Below are 21,500 nucleotides of genomic sequence, written 5' to 3' on the forward strand. Positions count from 1 at the left end.
ATTCTTATTGAAAGGGATGGTCATTTATGTCTTCACTATGATCAGCCTCTATTGGACGATGTAAGGAGCTTCCAAGTAAAGGATTATCAGGGTCTAATCGCTGCATTACTGAATCCATAATTTCCAATAATTCCTTCCCTTGTTTTCCAAAAGAAGCTCTGTTTGTTTGCATGGCCAATAAAATATTATACGCCTGAGCAACTACATCTAAAAGCGTTTGTTGAGTTTTTTCTTTCAATTCAAATTTTTGCTTGAGAATCCTTAGTTCCTCACTCAATTTATAAATTCTTATATCTTTTCTTTGTTTAATATAATCATAAAATGTTGGTGTCAAACGTATAGAATTTTGATAATGTCGTCCATAGATAAACAAAAGTCCAAGAGTCAAAAATATTCCTATCATTGTTGTTGACGAATTAAAACTCCTAACAAAAAAGTCATCCCATTCATCAAACTTTAAGAAAATTACTACTGTCAACAAGTCTAATACTGGTTTAAATAAACAAAAGACTATGCCAACCTGAATCAGGGAAAATACAATCAGATACCATGTTGAGATTTTAATCCCTTCTTTGTATTTACCCAATAAATCTTCGTTGTTACTTTTTAATATGTGTATTCGCACAGCGTTAATTGTTGCTTGTGGCCATATAAGCGCGTGCAAAAATTTATCATTTTTGGGTTGCTCCGCTAAGTGAACAATTTCATCTACGAGATGAGCAAACTTATCATCTTCAGGGTTAATGGATTCAATGGTTGTCATGTTAAAAACTCCTTAAACAAGTTAGAAATAAATTAAAAAATCAAGGCTCAATAAGTTTTCGAGATTCTTGTTGACGGTATTGAGATTTAAGATAGTTTAATCTTAAGGGTGGATAAATTGACAATCCTGTTAATGAAACCGTAGATAAAACACTTGCTGTAAGAAGGTAGGTGTTAAAGCCATTAACAAAACCTAAGCCTGTGGAAATGCTTACACAAGAAGTCAATAAAATATATGAAGTTGCTCTCACTCTGTTTTTCAATGGTTTTTCATAAAATAATTGACAAAATAAATGCCATAAATCGTTGTAATATCTCATCCAAAGACGTAGAATGATTACAAGAATTACGCCTAAACTCCCTCCTAACAAACCGCCTATCATAAGTCCACTAAAAATTTGAACGAACGAATTCTGATCGTGAGCAAGACTCCAACCATAGACATTAAACATTCCTACTGATGAAAAAGCTAAAAATACACCTAAACCTAACAACGCTAGATAGGGAGGAAAAGCAACATCAAATTTAATTTTTGCCGTTTGAATAGAAACATTAAAACGGATGCGCTCCTCGTTAGCATTACTTTCTAAAACAATTTCTCGCTGATAAATCTTATCTGCTTTGAGTTTACTTGTATCAATCGTAATCGTGCAAGTTACCTCTTCCTCATAGTGCGCTTCAAACCGTTTGGGAGTAATGCGAATCCAGACATGATCATCTGGTGTATGGGGCGGATCATTCGGATGAGGCGCAACATACCATTGCCCTTGTAAAATCGTCTCAGAAACCGTATTTTTTAGCGTAATTGTTTGGCTTAACTTTTCCCCTACTTTGCCAGCAACAAACCTCAATTCTGACTTATCAAAAGTAATATCAGGAATCCGAACAATATAAAGCGGTTGTAAAGCCTCTAACGCCGTTTTTGCATCAGGAAAGCGATTCACTGGCTCAGGTTCAACCATTTTTTCCAGCCATTGAATAAACTTAAAACTAAACTTGGGAACCCGAACTTTAAAAATAATACGATTTGTGGAAAAATTGACTAATTTTCCAATATCGGATGTCTTATTTTTGGTAATTAAACAGATTAAGGTTGCCCCTAAACCATACAAATCAGACGCTTCTGTTAACTTTTGATTATGAACTTGTTCTGGTGGCATAAATCCCAAAGTACCGCCCATCATGGTACTAAATGCCATTGTATTATTACCAATTCGTGCCAAACCAAAATCAATTAAATAAACCTTAATATTATCATCTACTAAAATATTTTCAGGCTTTAAATCTTTATGTATAATGATAGGAATCTGATTTTGTAAATAGATCAAGATTTCTAAAATTTGATTAGCAATATCCTTAATTTCTTCTGGGCTAAACGTGCGAGGTTTTGATAAAGGAGCGGCATTCTTATATTCCTGTACAAAACATAACCCATCCCCCGGATCAAATTTAGTCAGAAATTTTGGTATTCCTGGATGCTTTAACCCCCGCAGTACCTCAATTTCTCGCTCAATCGCCTTGTACTCATCCCAGTTGTTAGTTTTTGCAAAACAAAACTGCTTAATCACCACCGCTTGCTGTGAGTTAAGATCAAGAGCCTTATAGGTAATCCTGCCGCCTGTGGCATTGTTGTTCAGGCATTCTGTCACTTCATAACCAAATTGACGAAAATCGGGGAAAGTAGTCATGGATAGACCTCTCAGCGAAATAAGTCAGGACATTTGCCCAGAGTCATTTCTGGCCAAAATGCCTTGTTTGAACGATGCTATCAAAAATTAGTGAAGTTTTCTACCTCTGGACATTTTTATTTTGAAAATATTGATCTCCCCCACCCGTCAAATTTTCCAGTTAAGCTGCCAGATTTGCTAGGAGAAGATAGGGTGAGAGGCGTGACTTGAGGAAGCACCTCTACCAGATCGGCGATCGCAATGAAAAAAGCTCCCCACTTCCCCAACAGTGAATAATAGGTTCCCATCTCAGGGATCTGTGTTACCATGCGGGGTAAATTCAAGCGATCTCCAGACACCTATGAGCAAGGTTCTCGTGTTGAATGCCTCCTACGAACCGCTAAATATCACCAGTTGGCGGCGCGCGATCGTTTTATTGTTGAAAGGAAAAGCTGAATCCCTAGAACATAACGGAAAAGTGGTTTGTCGTGACTTACCCCTACCCTCCGTTATCCGTCTTAGGCAATACGTCCGTGTTCCCTACAAGGAAATTCCTTTAACCCGTCGTAATATTCTCGAACGAGACCATCACACCTGTCAATACTGTCTCTACCGAGGTGAACAATTAACCATCGATCATGTGATTCCCCGTTCCCGCGGAGGGGGTGATACCTGGGAAAATTTAGTGGCGGCTTGTGTGCGTTGTAATGTGCATAAGGGCAATCGTACACCAAAAGAGGCCAATCTGTCCCTGCGCGCCCAGCCGCGTCGTCCCTACAGTAGTCTCCACTTTGAGCTATTAAAGCACACCAGGGGCAATCACAATCACGAATGGCGTAAATATGTCATCGGCATTTAGGGTGAGAAAGGCATGGTGAAACCAAGACCAAAATTGATTCCCATGCCATTATTATTAGTCTGGGTGCGAGGATTGGCAACTCCCGTGCCTAGATAAACCGCACAACCAGGACAGGGGGAATTGACTCGGTAGCGCACCGCCATGGGATCATTAGGATCGGTGATGGTTACTCCCTGATGGTTTAAATCTTTAATTAGATTAGTAACGGGTTTGAAAAAATCGGCACTGGGGGGTTGACTTGGTTGCAGTTCTAGGGTTTGTTCTTGGGAAGCAAAAACAATTTCCGAAGCGATAACTAGCAGTAGAGAGGTAGTTAAGCCAAATAAACCCAGATTATTTTTGATCTTCATTTTTTTATCACCGAGAGACTGTTAATTTCTTCTGGTAAGAATTTTAGCGTTTTCTCACCGGAAAGGACCCTACCCTAATCAGTAAAATTTTTTTACTGATTTCTACCATACTTATAATAAGCGGCACAAGCACCTTCACTAGAAACCATACAAGTACCGATGGGATGTTCTGGAGTACAAGCAGTCCCAAATACTTTACATTCCCAGGGTTTTAAAACACCTTTAAGAATTTCGCCACACTGACAAGCTTTGTGATCTTTAACGCGCTGATTGGGTAAGGTAAATTTCTTCTCCGCGTCAAAATTACTGTACTCATCTCGCAGTTTTAATCCTCCTTGAGCAATTTCTCCTAAACCTCGCCATTCAAACTGATCCCGCAGTTCAAAAACTTGGTTGATTGCCGATAAAGCGACTCTATTTCCTTGATTTTGTACCACTCGATTGTACTGATTTTCGATCTCACATCTCTGCTCATCTAATTGTTTTAATACCATCCAAATTGATTGGAGAATATCCAAAGGTTCAAACCCAGAAACTACTACAGGTTTATGATATTCTTGGGCAATAACTTGATAGGGTTCTGTGCCAATTACCATGCTAACATGACCGGGACCAACAAAACCGTCTAACTGTAAATCTGGGTTATCTAACAAAGCTTTCAGAGCGGGAATAATCACCACATGATTAGAAAATAAACTAAAATTAGTGATGCCATCTCTTTGCGCTTCTAAAACGGTTAAAGCTGTGCTAGGAACGGTTGTTTCAAACCCTAAGGCTAAAAATATTACTTCTTTATCAAGATTTTCTCTGGCAATTTTTAAGGCATCGCGAGGAGAATAAACCATGCGAATATCATCACCTTTTGCTCGCGCTTGCAGCAGACTCAAATGGGAACCGGGGACACGCATAGTATCGCCAAAAGTTGTCAGAATTACGTTCGGTTGTTGTGCCAGAAAAATGGCATCATCTAAACGACCTCGCGGCAGCACACAAACGGGACATCCAGGACCATGAATTAATTCGATAGTTTCCGGAAGTATGGCCTCGATACCGTATCTAAAAATTGAGTGGGTATGACCTCCACAAACCTCCATAATTTTAGTAACTTTTTCCCGCTTTTCAGAGATTCTTATCGATAATTGTTTAATTTGTTGAATTAATCCTGCCGCTTTAACTGGCTCACGAAATTCATCAACGTATTTCATAACAAGCTTTCTCTCTATAAGTGGTTGGACAAAAGTAAAGTTAATACTGGAGTCGGTAGTCAGTAATAATTGCCGTAATTTACATTTCTTATAGATAGACAACAGCATTAATTTATGGCTAACTAATTAAGAACGTTAATTATGATTAAATTCTGCCTCTAATTCCGCTAATTGTGTTAATAAATTTAAGGTTTCTTGCGCCTCATCTTCATCGATTCGATTCATGGCAAAACCCACATGAACTAATACCCAATCCCCTACACAAGTATTAGCGGGATGGTCTTCATCAACAATACAAGCGATATTTACTTCTCTTTTTACACCCCCCACATCGACGAGAGCGAGATGATGGTTTTCATCAATAATTGCCGTAATTTGTCCCGGTATGCCTAAACACATAGTTTTTACCTTAAATCTAGTTTTTGTTAATTATGCGCCGATTTTTTGGCTAGATATTGCAGTAATATCAACTGACAGCCCTTCTCATAAAGATGAAGTATAACCTAATTTGGTATTGACGACCGACGACCGGCTCCCGAAAAGGAAAACCTAGTCAAAGGTTATCCTTTTTACTTGCTCTTACCTGCCATTCTGGACTATTGCCCTCAAGAACAGCTTTTTTTCTCGTATCTTTTTTAAGATTTCCCCTGTCCCAGACTCTGGACATTATCCCGGCAAGGGTAAAACTTTTGTATTAGGGACTAGATCTTGCGGGAGAAATCGGGGGATTTCACTGATTAGCTTCTGAAGGCAAGCGGCACTCATGCAAGAGGCAAAAGGCAGCAGTCAGTATTCAGGAGCCAGCTTTTATTTATTCTCCCCACTTCCCACTTCCCACTTCTGTCAATTGGCAGTTTACTGAATCGGTCCGTCGATACTGCCGGTAAAAAATTGCTTGAGTACGGGGATTTCGGAGTGATAAGCCTCTTGAGTCGGTCCAACCCATTGAAATTGACCTTTATAGAGAAAAACGATGCGATCGGTGGTATTTTCGATGGTGCTGTGGACGTGGGTGACGATGAGATGGGCCCCACAGGCTTTTTTTAGCTTGAGAAGTTCCATAATTACCGTCTGGATGCGGGTAGAAGCGACGGGATCGAGTCCGGCAGTGGGTTCATCGTACAGGAGAATGTTCGGTCGATCGGCGGCGATCGAGGGATCGCTGATAATTGCTCTGGCTAAACTGACGCGTTTTCGCATCCCTCCGGATATTTCAGAGGGATAGAGGTCGTAGGAACCAGACATTCCCACTAAATCGAGTTTTTCTTCCACTAAATCCCGGATTTCGGCTCGTTTTAGCTTTGAGTGGCGATAGAGAGCAAAACCGACATTTTCCCCGACGGTGAGGGAGTCAAAAAGGGCCGATTGTTGGAAAACTAGACCAACACCGAGGGGATCTTCCCCCTGTTCTACGGTTCTCTGGCGTTTTGTGCCGTAGATGTACACTTCTCCCCGATCGGGGGCCAGTAATCCGGCGACTAAGCGCAAAATCGTCGATTTTCCCGTACCAGACGGACCGATCACGCCGATCGCTTCCCCTTCGTACACTTTCAGATCGACGTTATTTAAGATTACTTTCTTGCCGAAAGCTTTGGTTACTCCCCTTAATTCGACGATCGGTTCGCGCATCACCATCTAGAATATCTTTACAAAAATCCCCTTTTATTGTAGGGCAATGACCCGATCTTTCTTTTTTTTCTTTTCTGGTTTTATGGTTCGCGATTCTATCTGCATTTCGGGAATCTCTCGCAATTCTTCGGCATCTAAACGATATTGTTCGCAGACAAGACTGAGACGAATACCGGAACAGCTAACGGGATTAACTGAATGGGTGAGATCTCCTTGAAATAAGATCAGGGTGTTAGCACAAGGACGAATCTGGGCCACGGAACGATTGCCTGTTGCTAGTACCAGTTCCCCCCCTTGAATATCTTTAGGAACCTGCACATAAAGGACGCTAACTAGAAGCGGAGGATCGATTGTTTTACAATAGGAGCGCAGGGAGCGATCGATATGGGGATCGACGCGTGAACCGGTTTGTAGGAGTAAGGGATTAAGATAAAAAGCGTTGCAGTCAGCTTGTAAACTGCGATCAAGATAGGGTTTAAAATAGGGAAACATTCGTGCAACTTCGCTGATTTGTGTGCGTCGAAAAGCGATAGAAAAGCCTTTGGTTTTAACGAAATCTCGATTTAAATTGTTAACTGTGAAGTGGGGACAAGCGAGAATCTGTCCTTGTAGTTCGCTCAGATAACTGGGAGTAAAAGCGTCGGGATATTGGGAATAGTAAGGCACGGATAGAATCGCAACGGTATGGCAATCTTTAGGATACATTTTTAGTCAAACACAAAATCAGAGTTTTTGCCGCTCCCGAATACAGGTTTATTCAGAATCAGCTTTTGTGACTTATAGTCCGTAGATTAATAGTCATCATAGAAGGAAAATGGACTGTAGAGAATTTCAATATCTTCTTTGGTAGTTTATATATGGCAGGAAAGCTAGTCACTGCTGTTGCTGTGACTGTAAGAAAATTGCGGAAGAAACGTAATCTGAGTCAAGAAGCTTTAGGGTATAGAGCTAATCTTGACAGAACCTACATATCTGGAGTTGAAAGGGGAGTAAGAAACATTACTTTGGACTCCTTAGAACAAATTATTTCAGCTCTGGACATGGATATTGTTACTTTTGTCAATACTGTTGCGGAAGAAATTAATGAGTTATATCATAAATAAACATTCTGATACCAGCTTTTTCTCAAAACAGGGTCAGAAAATAACTATCGATAAAGTCATATTTGAGCATTCATTAGTTGAATGTCATTCTGTTGTTAAAAAAATAGTCCAAGATATACCCGTAGATATATTTAGAATTCTAGGTATAAGAAATCTTTCTGCATTTATTGGTGAGCTATTTGCCATAGAATTTGCCAATAAATCCCAGGGATTATTTATCAACAATCCGCATCAAGACGGCTATCCAGATTTGCTGTTAATGGATAAGAATGGCAAAGTTTTTTTTGAACAACTTTCCCAAGAAAGACGAATGCGAGATAAGTCTCCATTTAGTCCATTTGCTAATGGGGGAGTAGAGGTTAAAGCCACTTGTGGCAGTGTTCCTACACCAAGAGAATTAAAGAAGACTGGAAAAGAAAAACCCGATATGGGAGACACAAGAATCGAGGTAATGAAAAGCTATGATTGGAAGGCTCACCATAGAGAAACTAACAATCTTATTGGCATTCTCTGGGATTTTGAGAATACTATACCTCAAATAGTTGCTGTCTTTTTTGGCAACAACTTAACTGACAATGATTGGGGTAAAATTGTTCAGCCAAAAGAAGGCGGTGGAAGAACAACTAGCGTCTCAATTATGTCACGACAAGGCGTTAAGAAAATGTATAAAAACTGGATTATGATAAAGAATGACGATAGATATATTAATTTTGTCAACAAATATAACAAAGACAATTTAATTTTAAAATAGACAGAGCTGCTCATATTTTTCCTTGATTTGCTCCTCAAGAGAACAATCATCATTGAGGATGGATACTAAATGATCAAATATTTTTTGTAATCCAGCAGGTGGGATACTTTCGCCAATTAACTCTCTAATTAGTTTATCACTAACTCTTTTGTCATCTGCCCGTTTCCATGAAAATGGGTATTCGGTAATTGTGTGAAGAATCATTGCTTCATACAGAGATAATACTCTATTTTGAATAGGATGTAGTTTATTGTCACTACAAGCATAGGAGAGATTTCGTGTAATTGTACTGGCTGGTGCGTCCCAACTCATTCTTTTATAGGCACTGGTATAACCTTTCATCAACCTGTATTTTCCATCTTCTTTAACCCATGGACGAGGAAGAATGTGTCCACATTTAAGGCAGTAAAGGGGGGTTTCTGTACTAGCTCGATTAATTCCTTCATTATTTTTGCGTGCGCTGTGTGTTGGATTACCATTATATCTACAAACAGGGTTAATACATTGATTATCAAATGAACTTTTTTCTTCTGGTGTATTACTGATCCAAAAATATTTTTCTTCATCTAATAGGGGTACATAGTGATATGGTATATCATCTGATTTAGCAGTTTCTGTTCGTTGAGAGTCAAGTGGTGGTAAATGATATATTGCGTCTCGAACAGTTTTCCATCTGGGAAGTTCTAATCCTTCTTTACTATGAGTTGGTTTAGGAAAAAGAGAATTGTTCTTTTTTAAATAATTCTTCAGTTTCTCATTTTTAGTAAATATTGAAATAAGTCGTTGACGATTCTGCGGGACTCCATAATCAGCAAAATCTATAATGCTAATCGAACTTAAAAACTTATCACCAATACGCTGTTTTATATAACATAAAATATTTACCAAATAATCATCTTTCTCGGGAAAGGGTATATAAGTATTTTGCATTTCTGGCACATTTTCCATGACCAGTGTTTCTGCTCCACTAGCCAGAAAAACTTCTAGGGTGGGAATGATTAATAAATTTCTCTGGTCGATTTCATTTTTTGAGCCTTTACGAATAGAATTAAGCAGCTTACCTCTGCCATTTCTAGACATACCTTGGCAGGGAGGAGTCGCAAAAACAATGTCTAAATTTTGTCCAGAGAGTCGCTGCTTTGTTTCTGCGACTATCTCATTTTTTGTATCCCATATATCCCCAATAATCATTAATGATTCTGGGTGGTTAAATTTAAATACTTCTGCACGATCTTTCAATAATTCATTCGCCACTACAACTTCAAATCCCCCAGAGCGAAGAGCCATATCTCCAATTCCACCACAGGCAAATAGACTGATTGCTTTCCTCATCGATTTTCTTACTCCATGTAACTTATAGTCTATAATAATAATTGGCTGAAGGCAACTTTTAAAAATGAGTATCCCCAGCAAACCTGAAAGCGATCTTTCCTGTCAACCCAGTCGCGGTGACAACCCACCGTTTACAATAGTTAAGAACCAACGGCAAGCAAGAATTAACGATGCGGATTTCGATCAACTGGTTACGAGAATTAGTCAAAATTGTCCAATCTCCCCAAGAATTAGCCGAATTATTGACAATTGCGGGAATAGAAGTGGAAGAGATCGAGGATCGCCGAGAATGGGCAAAGGGTGTGGTTATTGGTAAAATTATCGATCGCCAACCCCATCCCAACGCAGATAAATTAAGTGTCTGTCAGGTGGATATCGGTCAGGAAAACCCTAGTACAATTGTCTGTGGTGCGCCCAATGCTAGGGCTGATATTCTAGTTCCCGTGGCTACTTTGGGAACTCATTTACCAAAAATCAATTTAACGATTAAACCGGCTAAATTGCGGGGGGTAAAATCGGAAGGGATGATCTGTTCCCTCGCAGAATTAGGATTAACTAAGGATTCTGAAGGAATCCACATTTTTAGTCAGGAAAATCTCCCTTTAGGTACAGATGTTCGTCCCCTTTTAGGACTCGATGAGGTGATTTTAGATATTTCTCCCACCGCTAACCGTGCCGATGCTTTGAGTATGATCGGAGTTGCGCGAGAAGTGGCGGCTTTGACAGGAGGAGAATTAAGCCTACCAAAAGTGAAATTAGGGGAATTTTCCCCTAAAAAAGATTTAACGCTGGAAATATCAGAAAATACAGCCTGTCCTGCTTATATTGGTACGGTGATCGAGGGGGTAAAAATTGGCCCATCTCCGCTATGGTTGCAACAGCGTTTACAGGCAGCCGGACTGCGATCGATCAATAATGTGGTCGATATTACTAATTATGTCCTCTTGGAGTGGGGACAACCTTTACACGCTTTCGATCGCGATCGTTTACAAAGTTTTGCCGGAGGTAAATCCGTTACTATTGGGGTCCGTTTTGCCGAGGAAGGGGAAAAAATTATTAGCCTTGATGGTCAGGAAAGAAGCTTAAAAGAGCTTAATTTGTTAATTACTGCCAATAATAAGCCGGTAGCTTTAGCGGGGGTGATGGGAGGTCAAGATACGGAAGTTAACGAGGAAACCGTTAATCTTGTGCTAGAGTCGGCTTTATTCGATCCGATCGCTATCCGTCGTTCCTCAAAAGCGCAGGGTTTACGCAGCGAATCTTCTGGACGCTATGAACGCGGTGTTAATCCCGCCGCTTTGGAATATGCTTGTCAAAGGGCGATCGATTTAATTCTAGAGTTAGCTGGGGGAACTGTCAGCAGTCAGGTTAAAGCTGATTATCGTGCCGATCAGTCCAGTCGTTTGATCGAATTGCGTTTAGAACGTTTGCAGCAGCTACTGGGTCAAGTTACCCTAGATAATGGTGCGATCGGTGAAATTCTCGCCGAAGATGTGGAACGGATTTTAGGCAATTTAGGCTGTGAATTGCAGTTAACCTCGAAAAATCCTGTTCTGTGGACTGTGACAGTGCCAGACTACCGTTATCGGGATTTAGAACGAGAAATTGACTTAATTGAAGAAGTGGCGCGACTGTACGGATATGATCGCTTTGTCGATACTTTGCCAGCAAAAACCGCAGCCGGAGGATTATCCTTTGAGGAAACTATACAGCGTCGGGTACGGGAAGCTTTTCGCGCAGTGGGTTTGACGGAATTAGTCCAGTATTCCCTAGTTAAACCGGAATTAGCGGAAGTTGTCCTCGCTAATCCCCTTTTTGTCGAGTATTCTGCTTTGCGGACTAATCTCCTCGACGGTTTAATCGAAGCGTTTGAGTATAATCAGTCTCAGGGTAACGGTTCCTTAAATGGCTTCGAGATCGGGCGAGTTTTCCGCTCAGAATCGGATAATATCAACGAATACGATGCGATTGCTGGCATTTTTGGCGGTGATTTCTTCCCGGCCGGACGTTGGCTGCGATCGGGTAAAGAGGTGGCCATGACTTGGTATGAAGCAAAAGGCATTTTAGAAGCAGTATTCGATCGCCTTTCGCTGACAGTAAGCTACGAAAAATATGCCGAAGATGCGCGTTTTCATCCCGGACGAACAGCCTCTTTATGGATTGGTAAACAACGACTAGGAATTTTTGGTCAACTACACCCGCAATTGCGTCAGCAAAAGGGATTAATTGAGGCAGTTTATGCCTTTGAAATCCGGTTCCCGATCCTGTTAGCAACTCTTAGCGATAGTGCCAAAATTACCCCGCGTTTACAGGTCTATTCTACCTATCCGGGGGCAGCACGAGATATCGCCTTCTTTGTTTCTACAGATATACCCGTAGATAGATTGACAAAAACTATCAAAAATGCTGGGGGAACTCTTTTAGAAAAAGTCGAATTATTCGATCGCTATCAGGGGCAGAATGTGCCAGAAAATCATTGTAGTTTGGCCTTTAGTTTAGTCTATCGTGCCAGCGATCGAACTTTAACCGATGAAGATGTGGAACCCTTAATGACAAAAGTGCGAGAAGCTTTAGTTAAACAGTTCCAAGTTTCTTTAAGAAGTTAAATTCAGCGATCAATTATCAGTTATCAGACATCGACTTTATATTATCTCAAGAATAATCTCACACATCGCTATCAATATCGCTGATTGCCTCTAATTGTTACCAATCAGTTTAAGAGGTTGGAATGGTTCTTTTTTAGACTCGATCTCCTCTAAGAAATATTACAATCAATCGCTTTTGATATACGCTTTAAAAATAGATGATAATTGAAATCGGTTTTGCTCCCTTTGAATTAAATAACGTTGTTGCAAGGATTGTAAACCATTGATTAAATCACTAGCAGATAAATCTAGGTTATTTTTTAACTCCTCTCTAGATAAAGGTTGATTAACTTTACTTAATTCTAAGGCGATTTGTTGGGCAAGGGGAGAACAGCGACCAAAAATTTGTTTTAAATGAGACTGCATTTTTTTAGTAATAACTAAGCTATTTTCTGCCAAGAAATCATTAACCTTGCCATCAAAAACATCTTTAATCAAAACGGCAATATCAGTTAAATAAAAAGGATTACCTTCGTATAATTGAATTAATTCTAACCATCTTTCCCCATCTTGTAAACCTTTATTTTCAAGAAAATCAATCGCTTCAAATCCTGATAATTCTAAGCATTGAATAGGAGAATTTTCTTGATTAAGATAGTTCATTTCCGCCGATTTTTCTTGACTAATGAGAATAAAATGGCTCTGGTGTTGGATTTCTGCAATCAGTTTTAAAAAATGTTGATAACTACTATATTCAGGTTGATAATTACCCGCCATTTGACCAACAGCAAAAAGATTTTGAAAATCATCTAAGACGATTAAACATTTATGATTGCTTAGAACTTCTAACAATTGCTGGATTTTATTATCGGTGCTTTCTTTCGGTTCTTTTTGGCAAGTATTCAATAAATCATTTAGCCATAAATCTAAAGACTTAGGAAATTTTAAACTTTTCCAAATCACCACTTCAAATTGTTCTAAATTGAGATCAATAAATCGTTTAACTAGGGTGGTTTTTCCTATTCCCCATAATCCCAAAACGGCAATTAAGCGAGTATTTTGCTTAAACACCCAGTTCGAGATTGTTGCCAGTTCATTTTCTCGATCATAAAAGTCAATAATTTGGGGAGCAAGGGTTAGATCATGATAGATTGATTCAGATTGAGAGTTATTATTACTATTTAAGTCATTTTCGTTATACAATCTTGTATTTTCTGTAGGACAAAGATTATTATTATTGCCATTAATACTATAAATATTAGAATTTTTTAATGATTTAATATACACTCTTTCTAAGACAGAACGGGAAGTAGATTTTTTTATATCTTTTTCTAAAACCTCTGATAAAAGCTTCCATAATTTAGCACCTTCCTCTCTAATATGAGTCTCACTGCGGTGATATTCGTTACCTATTTCTTGATAACTCTGTCCTTGCCAACTCCCTTCAAAAATAGCCTTCTGGATAGTATTTAGCGGCTTTTTATCTCGCTCAATAAGGCGTTCGTCAATCAGTTGTAAGACTTCCGTGATATTCATACAATCGACACAGCAAAAGACTTTTGGGTATTATAGCCCAACTAAATCCCACTTTTTCCAATTTTCAGAAAAATTTACCCGACAAAACTCCCGATAAAATCCGATGTTTAGGGGTTGTCACTTTTTGGAAGCGTTTGGCATGATGGAATGTAGTTAAGCAAAACAGACCTAAAACTAACCACATCTAACTCAGCGACGCTAGTTCTAAGTATTATTGCTTATGTCTCAGTTTAACGTAGGTATTTTATGACGAAGTTCGTTTTAGACAAATATGCGCTCGATTCTAAAAAATCAGAAGCTAAGGCAAAAATCGTCGGTTCATTGGGTTCAAATGCCTCAATTTCAGGGGATCAGATAGAAGTCCCCAGTTATGACGCGAGTAAAGTGGTTCAGATTTTAAGTCAAGTTGGTATCAAGTATTCGGGGGGGTAGATTCAAATGTCGGACATTGTTAATCACTCAAAAATATCAATGTAGCAGATCAAAACTGAATCTGTCGTAAAGTTTACGATGCACAATCCAAGATAATTTTTACTCAACCCTAAATAATATTAGTCATGAAAAGCAAAACAAAAAAACTAACTATGGTTTTTATTTTGACAACCATTATATTCAATTCTCAAATTTTATTACAACCAAAAATTTCTAATGCGCAAACAGCTACTAAAAGGTTGTGTTGGGATGCGTATTATTCATATCTAAACACTAATGTTGGCGACGGATATATTGTTAGTAGTTCTACTCAAAAAGCAACTTATATGAATATGGTTTTTAGATGTGCAGAAAATTATCTAAATATGGTAGAGAAGGATTCTCGATACTGTCGTGAGGCCTTAGAATACGCTAACATGATATTACCTAACTTAGCAACAGTATTAGCATCACAAATTATCTTTAAATGTACAAATCGTTAACAAGGGAATCTCGAACGTGCTTCAGAAATTTAAGAAACGTGTAAGTAAATTATCGCTATTCATCATATTATTACTATTTCAGATAGTTAGTTTTACAACAACAGTCAATGGAACTAGAATTTTACTAGGCCATTTAGACCTATTAGGAATAGGCTCATTCAAATTTCCAGCTTATCTTTTTTTTGGATTAGGCATTCAGCTATTTATATTGTGGCTTTTTTTATTGGGTGAACACGCACTAAGATCACGTTTTACCTTATGGTTATTAGTTTTTGTTTATACATTGCTCAGTATCTATACAAGCTTTTTCTCTCTTTACGAAGGCATTAGTCGAGAAAAATTATCAGAAACAACTTCTGCTATAAAACAGAGTGAGGAAATCGTGAGACTTATCCAAGCTAATAAAAAATATCAAGATCAGAATAATCGCTACTCGGAACTTGAAGAGGAGATAAAAAATGCAGAAGAAGACAGAACAGATATCTGTAAAAGAGAATTCGGCGGATTCTACGGTTGTGAAGATGATCCACGAAAAATCGCAATTGACAACAAGATAAGTACACTCAAACAGGAAAGGGGGAAGTTAGCGGGGAAAGTTAAGACGTTTAATGATTTTCTTAAAAATAAAGGAGAAAACTTTGGCAAATGGACAGCCGAAAAAATTTATCTAGAAAATGGAAAGGTTATATCACTTTTCTCTGAAGAAATTCCCCAAAATACTCGAGAGGAGCTAGAAAAACAAGCAGGAACGCAAAATTTCTTTTTATTACCTTTTGTAAAACTGCTGGAAGGAGATAAGAATGCAATCTTTGCTGTTTTTATTGCCTCTATACTAGACTGTACATCAGTTTTAATCGGACTTAATCCAGAAACAATTAAGAGAGATAGATTTAGAACCGTTATAAATGCTCTTATTTTGGTAAAAAATAAAACAACTCTGGGAATAAGAAATTTCTTACCCCATCTAATCGAAGTTACTGGTCATACAATATCTACTATTGTTCGTTCTATTGCTGGACTCCCTAATGGAATTATATATGGTGTACTTGCAGGACTTCAAAGAACTTTTCAGATTTTTATCCGTACAAATAACACCTTTACAATTCGAGGAAGAAGACAAGATTTTTTAGAAAATTTATGGGATAGTATTGATCATTTTAGAATTGGTTCTATCAATAGTCAAGATCATCAAGGTCATGTAATAAATTGTAAAAAACTGATGTTATCTTCTCAAGATAATCAGTCATTTAAACGTGGATATGAAAAAATTCTTAATAGAATGGAAAGGTTAGAATGGGTTCAAAGAATTAGACACAGTAATGACACCAAATTTGAAATTCTAGAGTATGAGAAATTTGAGCAATGGTATTTAAAAGAGCATAACAAAAGATTCGATCAAGAAAGACACGATATGTCAGGAGTTAATACTTTTAAAACAGTTATCTATCTCCCTCCAATTTCTCGTAAAAAAACAAACAAAAACTAAATTTTAAAATTAAGTTCCAAAAGAGGTTTACCATGAAAATGCAAGAAAGAGAATGTTCTAATCAAGGCGAGACTCTAGGCATGGGGTTTGATTCCTTAAAAAATATTCTCTTACCCAATAGTGCTATAGATTTGAGTAATGTTAATGAAGATAGCATACAATCTGAACAAGTTCCCGTGGAAGAGTCTTGTTCTTTTGCTCATATAGAAAATGAGGCTATGCTATCAAAGTCATTAAGCCTTTCTGCAAACATTGATTTTAAAATTGGAGGTGAGGGATCTGGACTGGACATTCCATGTATTTTATCTGCAAGTGCAAAAGGAGGTTATTTTAGAAGTGTAGAAATGAAAGAAAATAATTTATATATTCTGCTCAACTATCAGTTGAAGAATACTGCTTACAGAATTACGCACCCCAAGTTATCGGCTGAAGCAGAAAATATTCTATCTAATTCTTCTGATTTTTTGGAGTTCAGGAAAAAATTTGGAGATGAATTTATTATTGGTTTTAGAACAGGTGTTGAATACACTGCATGGATAGAAGTGTTAGATATAAAAAATAATGAAAAAGAGAAAACATATTTGAAAATTAATTCAGCAGTATCTGAATTATTAGCATTATTAGGAATACCCACCCAACCAATTGATGGCAATCTTCAAAATGATTCAGAACAGACTCTCAAAAACTATTCTAGTAGAACTTTATGTTTCAAGAGACCTCCGAATATAAATGAAAGTGGTGTGATTTTAACTCTAGATCGGTTAATTTTTGACTTTATAGATTTTAGAAAACAAATTTCGAGTTCGAGTAAAAAGCATTATAAATATACTGCGGTTTTTGCAGATTATGATCAATTAGTTGAAGTCCGTCATGATATTTTAACACCAGAACTAAAACGCCTTAAATCTAAACTAAACCGATTGAGAGGTATCAAAATACAAAAGCAAATTCAATTGTTAGGAATACAAAATCAATTAAGATTTCAAGGACAAGACCTTGAATTAAATGAGCAGCTTAGAAAATTATATAATTATGTTTATGAGTTAGATGATTTTATGAACGAGTGTTTATTTCTTCCAGACTCTATGACTGATGAAAGATATAAACTATACCTAAATTCATAGACCTGTAAAGTGAGTACTAATCTTGTAGCACAATCGCTTTTCTTATCGGGTGCATTATACTTTGTTAATGCACCTTATTTGTTGTCTATAATTTAAAAGATTGAGATAAGGGCAGTTTGTTGGGTTGATTTTGCGTTAAAATTAAGTTAGATATGTCTTAATTAATAAAACTTAGCAAGACAATGAATACTTCGATTACTTTTCAAGAAATTGCCGCCGAAATTCAATTATTTGATAATATTGAACAAAAAGAACAATTTATTTTTGTAGTGGGTGCTTTAGTTTCTCGCATCATCAGTCTTCATAAAGCCGCAGAAATCATGGAAATGGATACAGAAATGTTCTTGAAAATTTTAGAATTAATGGGAATCGATTTTTCTTATCTTACTACAGAAGACATAGATAGAGAAAAAAAATGGTAATCTCTATGAAAATTGTTTTCAATTCTTCCCCTTTAATCTTTTTGTCTCAGTTAGGATTTTTAGAAAGATACCTAGATTCTAATGATAATTTTTATTTGCCTGCAACCGTACAACAAGAAATTAATGCCAAACAAGATCAATCTTCAGAGACTCTTAATAAGCTGATCAATCAACAGAAATTAATTATCCTAAATATTAAATTAATCTCTCTAGCAAATAGTTTAAATGAACGTTTAGGAAAAGGTGAATCTGATGCCATTACTTTAGGAATAGAATTACAAGATGACTTTGCAGCAAGAAAAGAAGCACTACACTTAGGCTTAAATGTTAAAGGAACTTTAGCGATTATTCGTAAACTTCTCAAAGAAGGAAAGATAGAAATTGAAAATTTGGAGAGTTTTTATCAAAGACTTAGAGAAATTAACTTTAGAGTCAAGCGTGAGATATTTGAGAGCATTTTTGGAGACTGAGTGTGATACTGAAGGCACTGCGTAGCAGCACGCTTATTTTGTCGGGTGCATTAACAGAGTATAATGCGCCTTATTTCTTGTTATTGATGGATTCCCACCATAACTTTAAATCACTTTCATTAATCTTTTTTTGAAGATATTCAATCTGATCTGAATAGCTGAGATTTTTCATGTCTTCAGCCATTTTTTCTTGACTGGTTTGTTTAAAAGCTAAACAGTCAAAACTTTTTTTAATTGTCGTTGGCTTCATCAATTGTTACCTCTAAAGGAGAAATAATAGTCAAAATCCCGTAGCCATTAAGTAAATTAATTTGATTATAGCCTTTCATTTTATCTAGGCGCACAATATGTTTAAAATTCCATGATATGATTGCATCCGCTCTAGCTATTGTAGCAGCCGCTACATGAGTAGCATCATTAATAGACTTTGATGTAACAACTCCTTCATTGATATAAGCATCCCTTAACTGTAAAACTTCAGGTGTTATCTTAACTACTTCAATAACTCTCTGCGGAATCGATAATAAAATATCTTTAACCGCTTGGGGGGCATTAATTAATTCGCTAACAATGATATCACTCATTAACAAAATAAACTTTTCTTGCTTAATGGCTTCCATCAATTGATTGGACTCTAAGGAAAATTCATCATCTAAACAGCCTCCAATGACTGATGTATCGATATAAATTCTAAGTTGTTTCATAACGATTTTAGCTCGTCAATTTAATATTTTCTCAATTAAAGATGGTTTGTTGCCTTGTAGTTGTTTAGCAAAAGTTTCTCCTGCTTCAAGTTGTCGTCTAATTTCTTCTCGATTGTCATGGTAATAGGCCAAGGCCGCATAAACATCTGCTAGGGTGATAGTAGGATGATGATAAATAATTTCATCTGGTGACATTCCCATTCTTTCATGCCAAATTACAATATCTTGAACTTTAATTCGATGTCCAGCAATACGAGGTTTTCCGCCACAGATACCAGAAGTGATTTCAATATGTTGTGAGATAACTAAAGATGACATAATTACTTGCCAATAAGATCAATCAATCCTTGTTATTATACCATTTTTTCCCAGTAAGGCAACATCAGTGCGATCGCCGATATTGTAGGTTGGGTTGAGGCACGAAACCCAACAGGATCAACTATAGCAATTCTCTAACTTATGAGGTACAGTAGCAACAGTGAGTAAACCAATTGCGAATATATTTTTGAGTAACTTGTAACATAGTGCGATCGCCGATTTGGTAGATTGGGTTGAGGCACGAAACCCAACATGATCAACTATTAATTTATACTAAATTCGGTTATTAAAAACTGATTATTTATTCCCCCTTTTGCCTCTTGCCTTCTGCCTCTTGCCTCTCCTGATATGTAGCATATACTCAACGGATTTAGTATTATTTGGTTGGTGTTGGGTTGCACTTTGTTTAACTACATTTTGGCAATAAAGAGGCGATTAGGGTTGATAAACGGCGAACGCTAATCTTGTAAGCTTTAAAAAGTGCTATATAAAAAACTAAACAAACTATAATTAAAATTACTGCAAAAATTTAGAGAGTAAAGAAGGAAATATGACAGAAATAGTTTTTTTAGTGGAAGATGCACCGGAAGGGGGATATACAGCAAGGGCATTAGGCGAGTCTATTTTTACCGAAGCCGATGATTTACAATCTTTACGAGAAATGGTAAAAAATGCCGTTAATTGTCATTATGATGATAGGGAAAATCGCCCTAAAATTATTCGTTTACATATTGTTAGAGTGATTAATTTTTACTTTTTTCAAATAATGCTTCGTCAATTAGAAAATCAAGTTTTCCAGCTATGAAATCTTCCTCAATTTGTTTTTCCCATTGTTGATCGTCTAACTTATTGATCCAATTTCTTAAATACAAAAATTAATCAGAAGTAAGGCTTTCAATTTTTGCTTGAATTAATTGTAACTTTGTCATCTTAGTATCTTTCCACAACAATAGTTCAAATTTGAGTTTTATATTATCATTTTTTCTGTAAAAATGGGAATTTGCGATCACATTTGGCAGAATATTGGAAGTGTGATCGCTCTTATTATCGGCTGCATTAACAAAGTATAATGCACTTTATTTGTTGTCTATTGACGAATTCAATAAACATAAGATAAAATACTGTTGATACTCGTAACCATTAAAGAGAGATATGAACATCAATTCTATTCAAGATAACTCTTTACTCTTTAAGAAACCCGTTTTCTCTCTCGATCCTACGGTTTTCTGAGTTCCTCGTACTGTTCACTACGGTTCTTCCGAACTTACACTGTAGAAAATTCCGCAAGCTCCCTCTCCGTCCAGCAATGCTCTAAAGTTGATATAGCAGTTTTCATCAGAATGAGGTATGGGCAAGGGGCTTAAACCCTTTGTTGGCAAAACTTGTCGATACCTCAGTAACGTGAAAAGCGCTATAATGAAACCTACTCCCTTGATGAAGTGTTGAGAGAAATAGAATAACCTTCTATTTCTCTGTCTGACTTCTCACCCAATTACGAAATTCTTTCACTAATTCTAGGTAATCTTTTTGACCAGCTTGTTGTAAAAATATAGCAATCTCTAGAATGGGTAAATTGGCAAAAAATTGACTCGATTGGGAGGTAATGTAAGTACCATTCTCTAACTGTTGAATCGCCAAAAATTCCCCATTATAAATCCAAACTTCTCTGACGCCTAAATCTGCATAAACCTGGAGGCGATTTTGAGAACTGCTAGTGACATCAATTTCTAGCACCAAATCTGGTGGGGGATCTTCATTCAAATCCAGTCGCTTTTTACCGCGAACCGCATCAATATTGTAGATATAGAAACACTTATCAGGTTCAGCACCACTTATTTCCGGTCGTTTGAAAGTAGTAGAGCCAAGAGGATATATTTGAACCGCTAATTCTTCTGCGAGAGTTTCCACAAAACGGCCGAGAACTTCTTTACTAAGTTCATGTTCTGGAGAAGGAGCCATGATTTCTAATGTACCACGATTGTAAGTGAGCCGGAGGCGGCGATTGTTTAATTCTTCTAGCAGTGTTTCGTAGGTTTCCCAACTAATTCCTGATAAGTTAATTATTTCAGCCGGTGGCGCAATTACTGTTACAGTCATAGGTGAAAATAGAAATCTAATGCTTCCATTTTAGGATATCACTGTCATTAATACAGGAATTTCGGATTGCTTTGCCTGTGCCAAGGCTCTGACTTTTATTCAGTGAACAGTGAACATTTATCGGTTAACAGTGGAAAAAACTGATATGGTGCTATTGAGAGTAATCAGGTACAGCCACCTTCTTAC

At 37.3% G+C, this 21,500-nt stretch carries 24 protein-coding genes; 11 read left to right on the forward strand and 13 right to left on the reverse strand.

Annotation, left to right across the window (positions count from 1 at the left end):
* Positions 1–4: 4 nt before the first annotated feature.
* Together myaer_RS10145 and myaer_RS10150 are read right to left on the reverse strand one after the other, a co-directional pair.
* A complete protein-coding gene (locus tag myaer_RS10145; RefSeq protein WP_046662001.1) occupies positions 5–763 on the reverse strand; it encodes a hypothetical protein in 759 nt (252 codons plus the stop codon).
* A gap of 40 nt (positions 764–803) precedes the next feature.
* Entirely contained in the window at positions 804–2,450 is a 1,647-nt protein-coding gene (locus myaer_RS10150; RefSeq protein WP_046662002.1) for a serine/threonine protein kinase, read from the reverse strand.
* A gap of 340 nt (positions 2,451–2,790) precedes the next feature.
* Between myaer_RS10150 and myaer_RS10160 the strand changes: the two genes are divergently transcribed.
* Positions 2,791–3,288 (forward strand): HNH endonuclease, encoded by a 498-nt coding sequence (locus myaer_RS10160; protein ID WP_046662004.1) that lies wholly within the window; start codon positions 2,791–2,793, stop codon positions 3,286–3,288.
* On the opposite strand, the gene myaer_RS10165 is transcribed toward myaer_RS10160, so the two are convergent.
* The 5 genes from myaer_RS10165 to myaer_RS10185 form a co-directional block, all read right to left on the reverse strand.
* Positions 3,285–3,638: a hypothetical protein gene (locus myaer_RS10165; protein ID WP_046662005.1), complete on the reverse strand. Its 354-nt coding sequence runs from the start codon at positions 3,636–3,638 to the stop codon at positions 3,285–3,287. The two genes, myaer_RS10160 and myaer_RS10165, sit on opposite strands and share 4 nt — an antisense overlap.
* Positions 3,639–3,730: 92 nt before the next feature.
* Positions 3,731–4,843: a hydrogenase formation protein HypD gene (gene hypD / locus myaer_RS10170; protein ID WP_046662006.1), complete on the reverse strand. Its 1,113-nt coding sequence runs from the start codon at positions 4,841–4,843 to the stop codon at positions 3,731–3,733.
* A 135-nt stretch (positions 4,844–4,978) separates the two neighbouring features.
* Positions 4,979–5,242 (reverse strand): HypC/HybG/HupF family hydrogenase formation chaperone, encoded by a 264-nt coding sequence (locus myaer_RS10175; RefSeq protein ID WP_016517080.1) that lies wholly within the window; start codon positions 5,240–5,242, stop codon positions 4,979–4,981.
* 456 nt (positions 5,243–5,698) lie between these two features.
* Positions 5,699–6,478, reverse strand: a complete 780-nt coding sequence (locus myaer_RS10180) for an ABC transporter ATP-binding protein (protein WP_080949735.1) — start codon at positions 6,476–6,478, stop codon at positions 5,699–5,701.
* Positions 6,479–6,505: 27 nt separating this feature from the next.
* A complete protein-coding gene (locus myaer_RS10185) occupies positions 6,506–7,138 on the reverse strand; it encodes a 2OG-Fe(II) oxygenase (RefSeq protein ID WP_046663689.1) in 633 nt (210 codons plus the stop codon).
* Between the two features lie 191 nt (positions 7,139–7,329).
* On the opposite strand from myaer_RS10185, the gene myaer_RS10190 reads away from it, so the two are divergent.
* Together myaer_RS10190 and myaer_RS22005 are read left to right on the forward strand one after the other, a co-directional pair.
* The gene (locus myaer_RS10190) at positions 7,330–7,575 is read left to right on the forward strand and encodes a helix-turn-helix domain-containing protein (protein ID WP_002749478.1); all 246 of its coding nucleotides are present in this window, start codon (positions 7,330–7,332) and stop codon (positions 7,573–7,575) included.
* A complete protein-coding gene (locus myaer_RS22005) occupies positions 7,556–8,326 on the forward strand; it encodes a hypothetical protein (RefSeq protein WP_235614839.1) in 771 nt (256 codons plus the stop codon). Before myaer_RS10190 ends, myaer_RS22005 begins: the two co-directional genes overlap by 20 nt.
* Here myaer_RS22005 and myaer_RS10200 read toward each other — a convergent pair.
* Entirely contained in the window at positions 8,318–9,658 is a 1,341-nt protein-coding gene (locus tag myaer_RS10200; RefSeq protein ID WP_008199447.1) for a DNA cytosine methyltransferase, read from the reverse strand. The two genes, myaer_RS22005 and myaer_RS10200, sit on opposite strands and share 9 nt — an antisense overlap.
* Before the next feature lie 170 nt (positions 9,659–9,828).
* On the opposite strand from myaer_RS10200, the gene pheT reads away from it, so the two are divergent.
* Positions 9,829–12,264: a phenylalanine--tRNA ligase subunit beta gene (gene pheT / locus myaer_RS10205; RefSeq protein ID WP_046662007.1), complete on the forward strand. Its 2,436-nt coding sequence runs from the start codon at positions 9,829–9,831 to the stop codon at positions 12,262–12,264.
* A 165-nt stretch (positions 12,265–12,429) separates the two neighbouring features.
* Here the strand turns inward: pheT and myaer_RS10210 are convergent, their stop codons facing one another.
* The gene (locus myaer_RS10210) at positions 12,430–13,779 is read right to left on the reverse strand and encodes an AAA family ATPase (RefSeq protein ID WP_046662008.1); all 1,350 of its coding nucleotides are present in this window, start codon (positions 13,777–13,779) and stop codon (positions 12,430–12,432) included.
* A 246-nt stretch (positions 13,780–14,025) separates the two neighbouring features.
* Here myaer_RS10210 and myaer_RS10215 point away from each other — a divergent pair, with 246 nt between their 5' ends.
* The 6 genes from myaer_RS10215 to myaer_RS10240 all read left to right on the forward strand — a co-directional run bounded on the left by myaer_RS10215 (position 14,026) and on the right by myaer_RS10240 (position 18,195).
* Positions 14,026–14,211: a hypothetical protein gene (locus myaer_RS10215; protein WP_002754073.1), complete on the forward strand. Its 186-nt coding sequence runs from the start codon at positions 14,026–14,028 to the stop codon at positions 14,209–14,211.
* 125 nt (positions 14,212–14,336) lie between these two features.
* The gene (locus myaer_RS10220; RefSeq protein WP_046662009.1) at positions 14,337–14,693 is read left to right on the forward strand and encodes a hypothetical protein; all 357 of its coding nucleotides are present in this window, start codon (positions 14,337–14,339) and stop codon (positions 14,691–14,693) included.
* Positions 14,694–14,709: 16 nt separating this feature from the next.
* Positions 14,710–16,179, forward strand: a complete 1,470-nt coding sequence (locus myaer_RS10225; RefSeq protein ID WP_046662010.1) for a hypothetical protein — start codon at positions 14,710–14,712, stop codon at positions 16,177–16,179.
* Positions 16,180–16,211: 32 nt separating this feature from the next.
* Entirely contained in the window at positions 16,212–17,303 is a 1,092-nt protein-coding gene (locus myaer_RS10230; RefSeq protein ID WP_046662011.1) for a hypothetical protein, read from the forward strand.
* Positions 17,304–17,485: 182 nt separating this feature from the next.
* On the forward strand, positions 17,486–17,725 hold the full coding sequence (locus tag myaer_RS10235; RefSeq protein ID WP_002754053.1) for a UPF0175 family protein: 240 nt from the start codon (positions 17,486–17,488) through the stop codon (positions 17,723–17,725).
* Between the two features lie 5 nt (positions 17,726–17,730).
* Entirely contained in the window at positions 17,731–18,195 is a 465-nt protein-coding gene (locus tag myaer_RS10240; RefSeq protein WP_046663694.1) for a DUF3368 domain-containing protein, read from the forward strand.
* A 70-nt stretch (positions 18,196–18,265) separates the two neighbouring features.
* Here the strand turns inward: myaer_RS10240 and myaer_RS10245 are convergent, their stop codons facing one another.
* Genes myaer_RS10245 through myaer_RS10255 form a run of 3 tightly spaced genes read right to left on the reverse strand, consistent with a single transcriptional unit; the run spans position 18,266 to position 19,217 of the window.
* On the reverse strand, positions 18,266–18,445 hold the full coding sequence (locus myaer_RS10245; RefSeq protein ID WP_002747316.1) for a hypothetical protein: 180 nt from the start codon (positions 18,443–18,445) through the stop codon (positions 18,266–18,268).
* Positions 18,426–18,899 carry a PIN domain-containing protein gene (locus myaer_RS10250; protein WP_046662012.1) on the reverse strand — a complete coding sequence of 158 codons (474 nt, stop codon included), beginning with the start codon at positions 18,897–18,899 and terminating at the stop codon, positions 18,426–18,428. Before myaer_RS10250 ends, myaer_RS10245 begins: the two co-directional genes overlap by 20 nt.
* Before the next feature lie 15 nt (positions 18,900–18,914).
* On the reverse strand, positions 18,915–19,217 hold the full coding sequence (locus tag myaer_RS10255) for a DUF433 domain-containing protein (RefSeq protein WP_046662013.1): 303 nt from the start codon (positions 19,215–19,217) through the stop codon (positions 18,915–18,917).
* Positions 19,218–19,767: 550 nt separating this feature from the next.
* Here myaer_RS10255 and myaer_RS10260 point away from each other — a divergent pair.
* On the forward strand, positions 19,768–20,022 hold the full coding sequence (locus myaer_RS10260) for a hypothetical protein (RefSeq protein WP_046662014.1): 255 nt from the start codon (positions 19,768–19,770) through the stop codon (positions 20,020–20,022).
* A gap of 659 nt (positions 20,023–20,681) precedes the next feature.
* Here the strand turns inward: myaer_RS10260 and myaer_RS10270 are convergent.
* Entirely contained in the window at positions 20,682–21,314 is a 633-nt protein-coding gene (locus myaer_RS10270) for a Uma2 family endonuclease (RefSeq protein ID WP_046662015.1), read from the reverse strand.
* Positions 21,315–21,500: the final 186 nt, after the last annotated feature.

It is taken from the genome of Microcystis aeruginosa NIES-2549 (genome assembly GCF_000981785.2).
Taxonomy (GTDB): Bacteria; Cyanobacteriota; Cyanobacteriia; order Cyanobacteriales; family Microcystaceae; genus Microcystis; species Microcystis aeruginosa_C.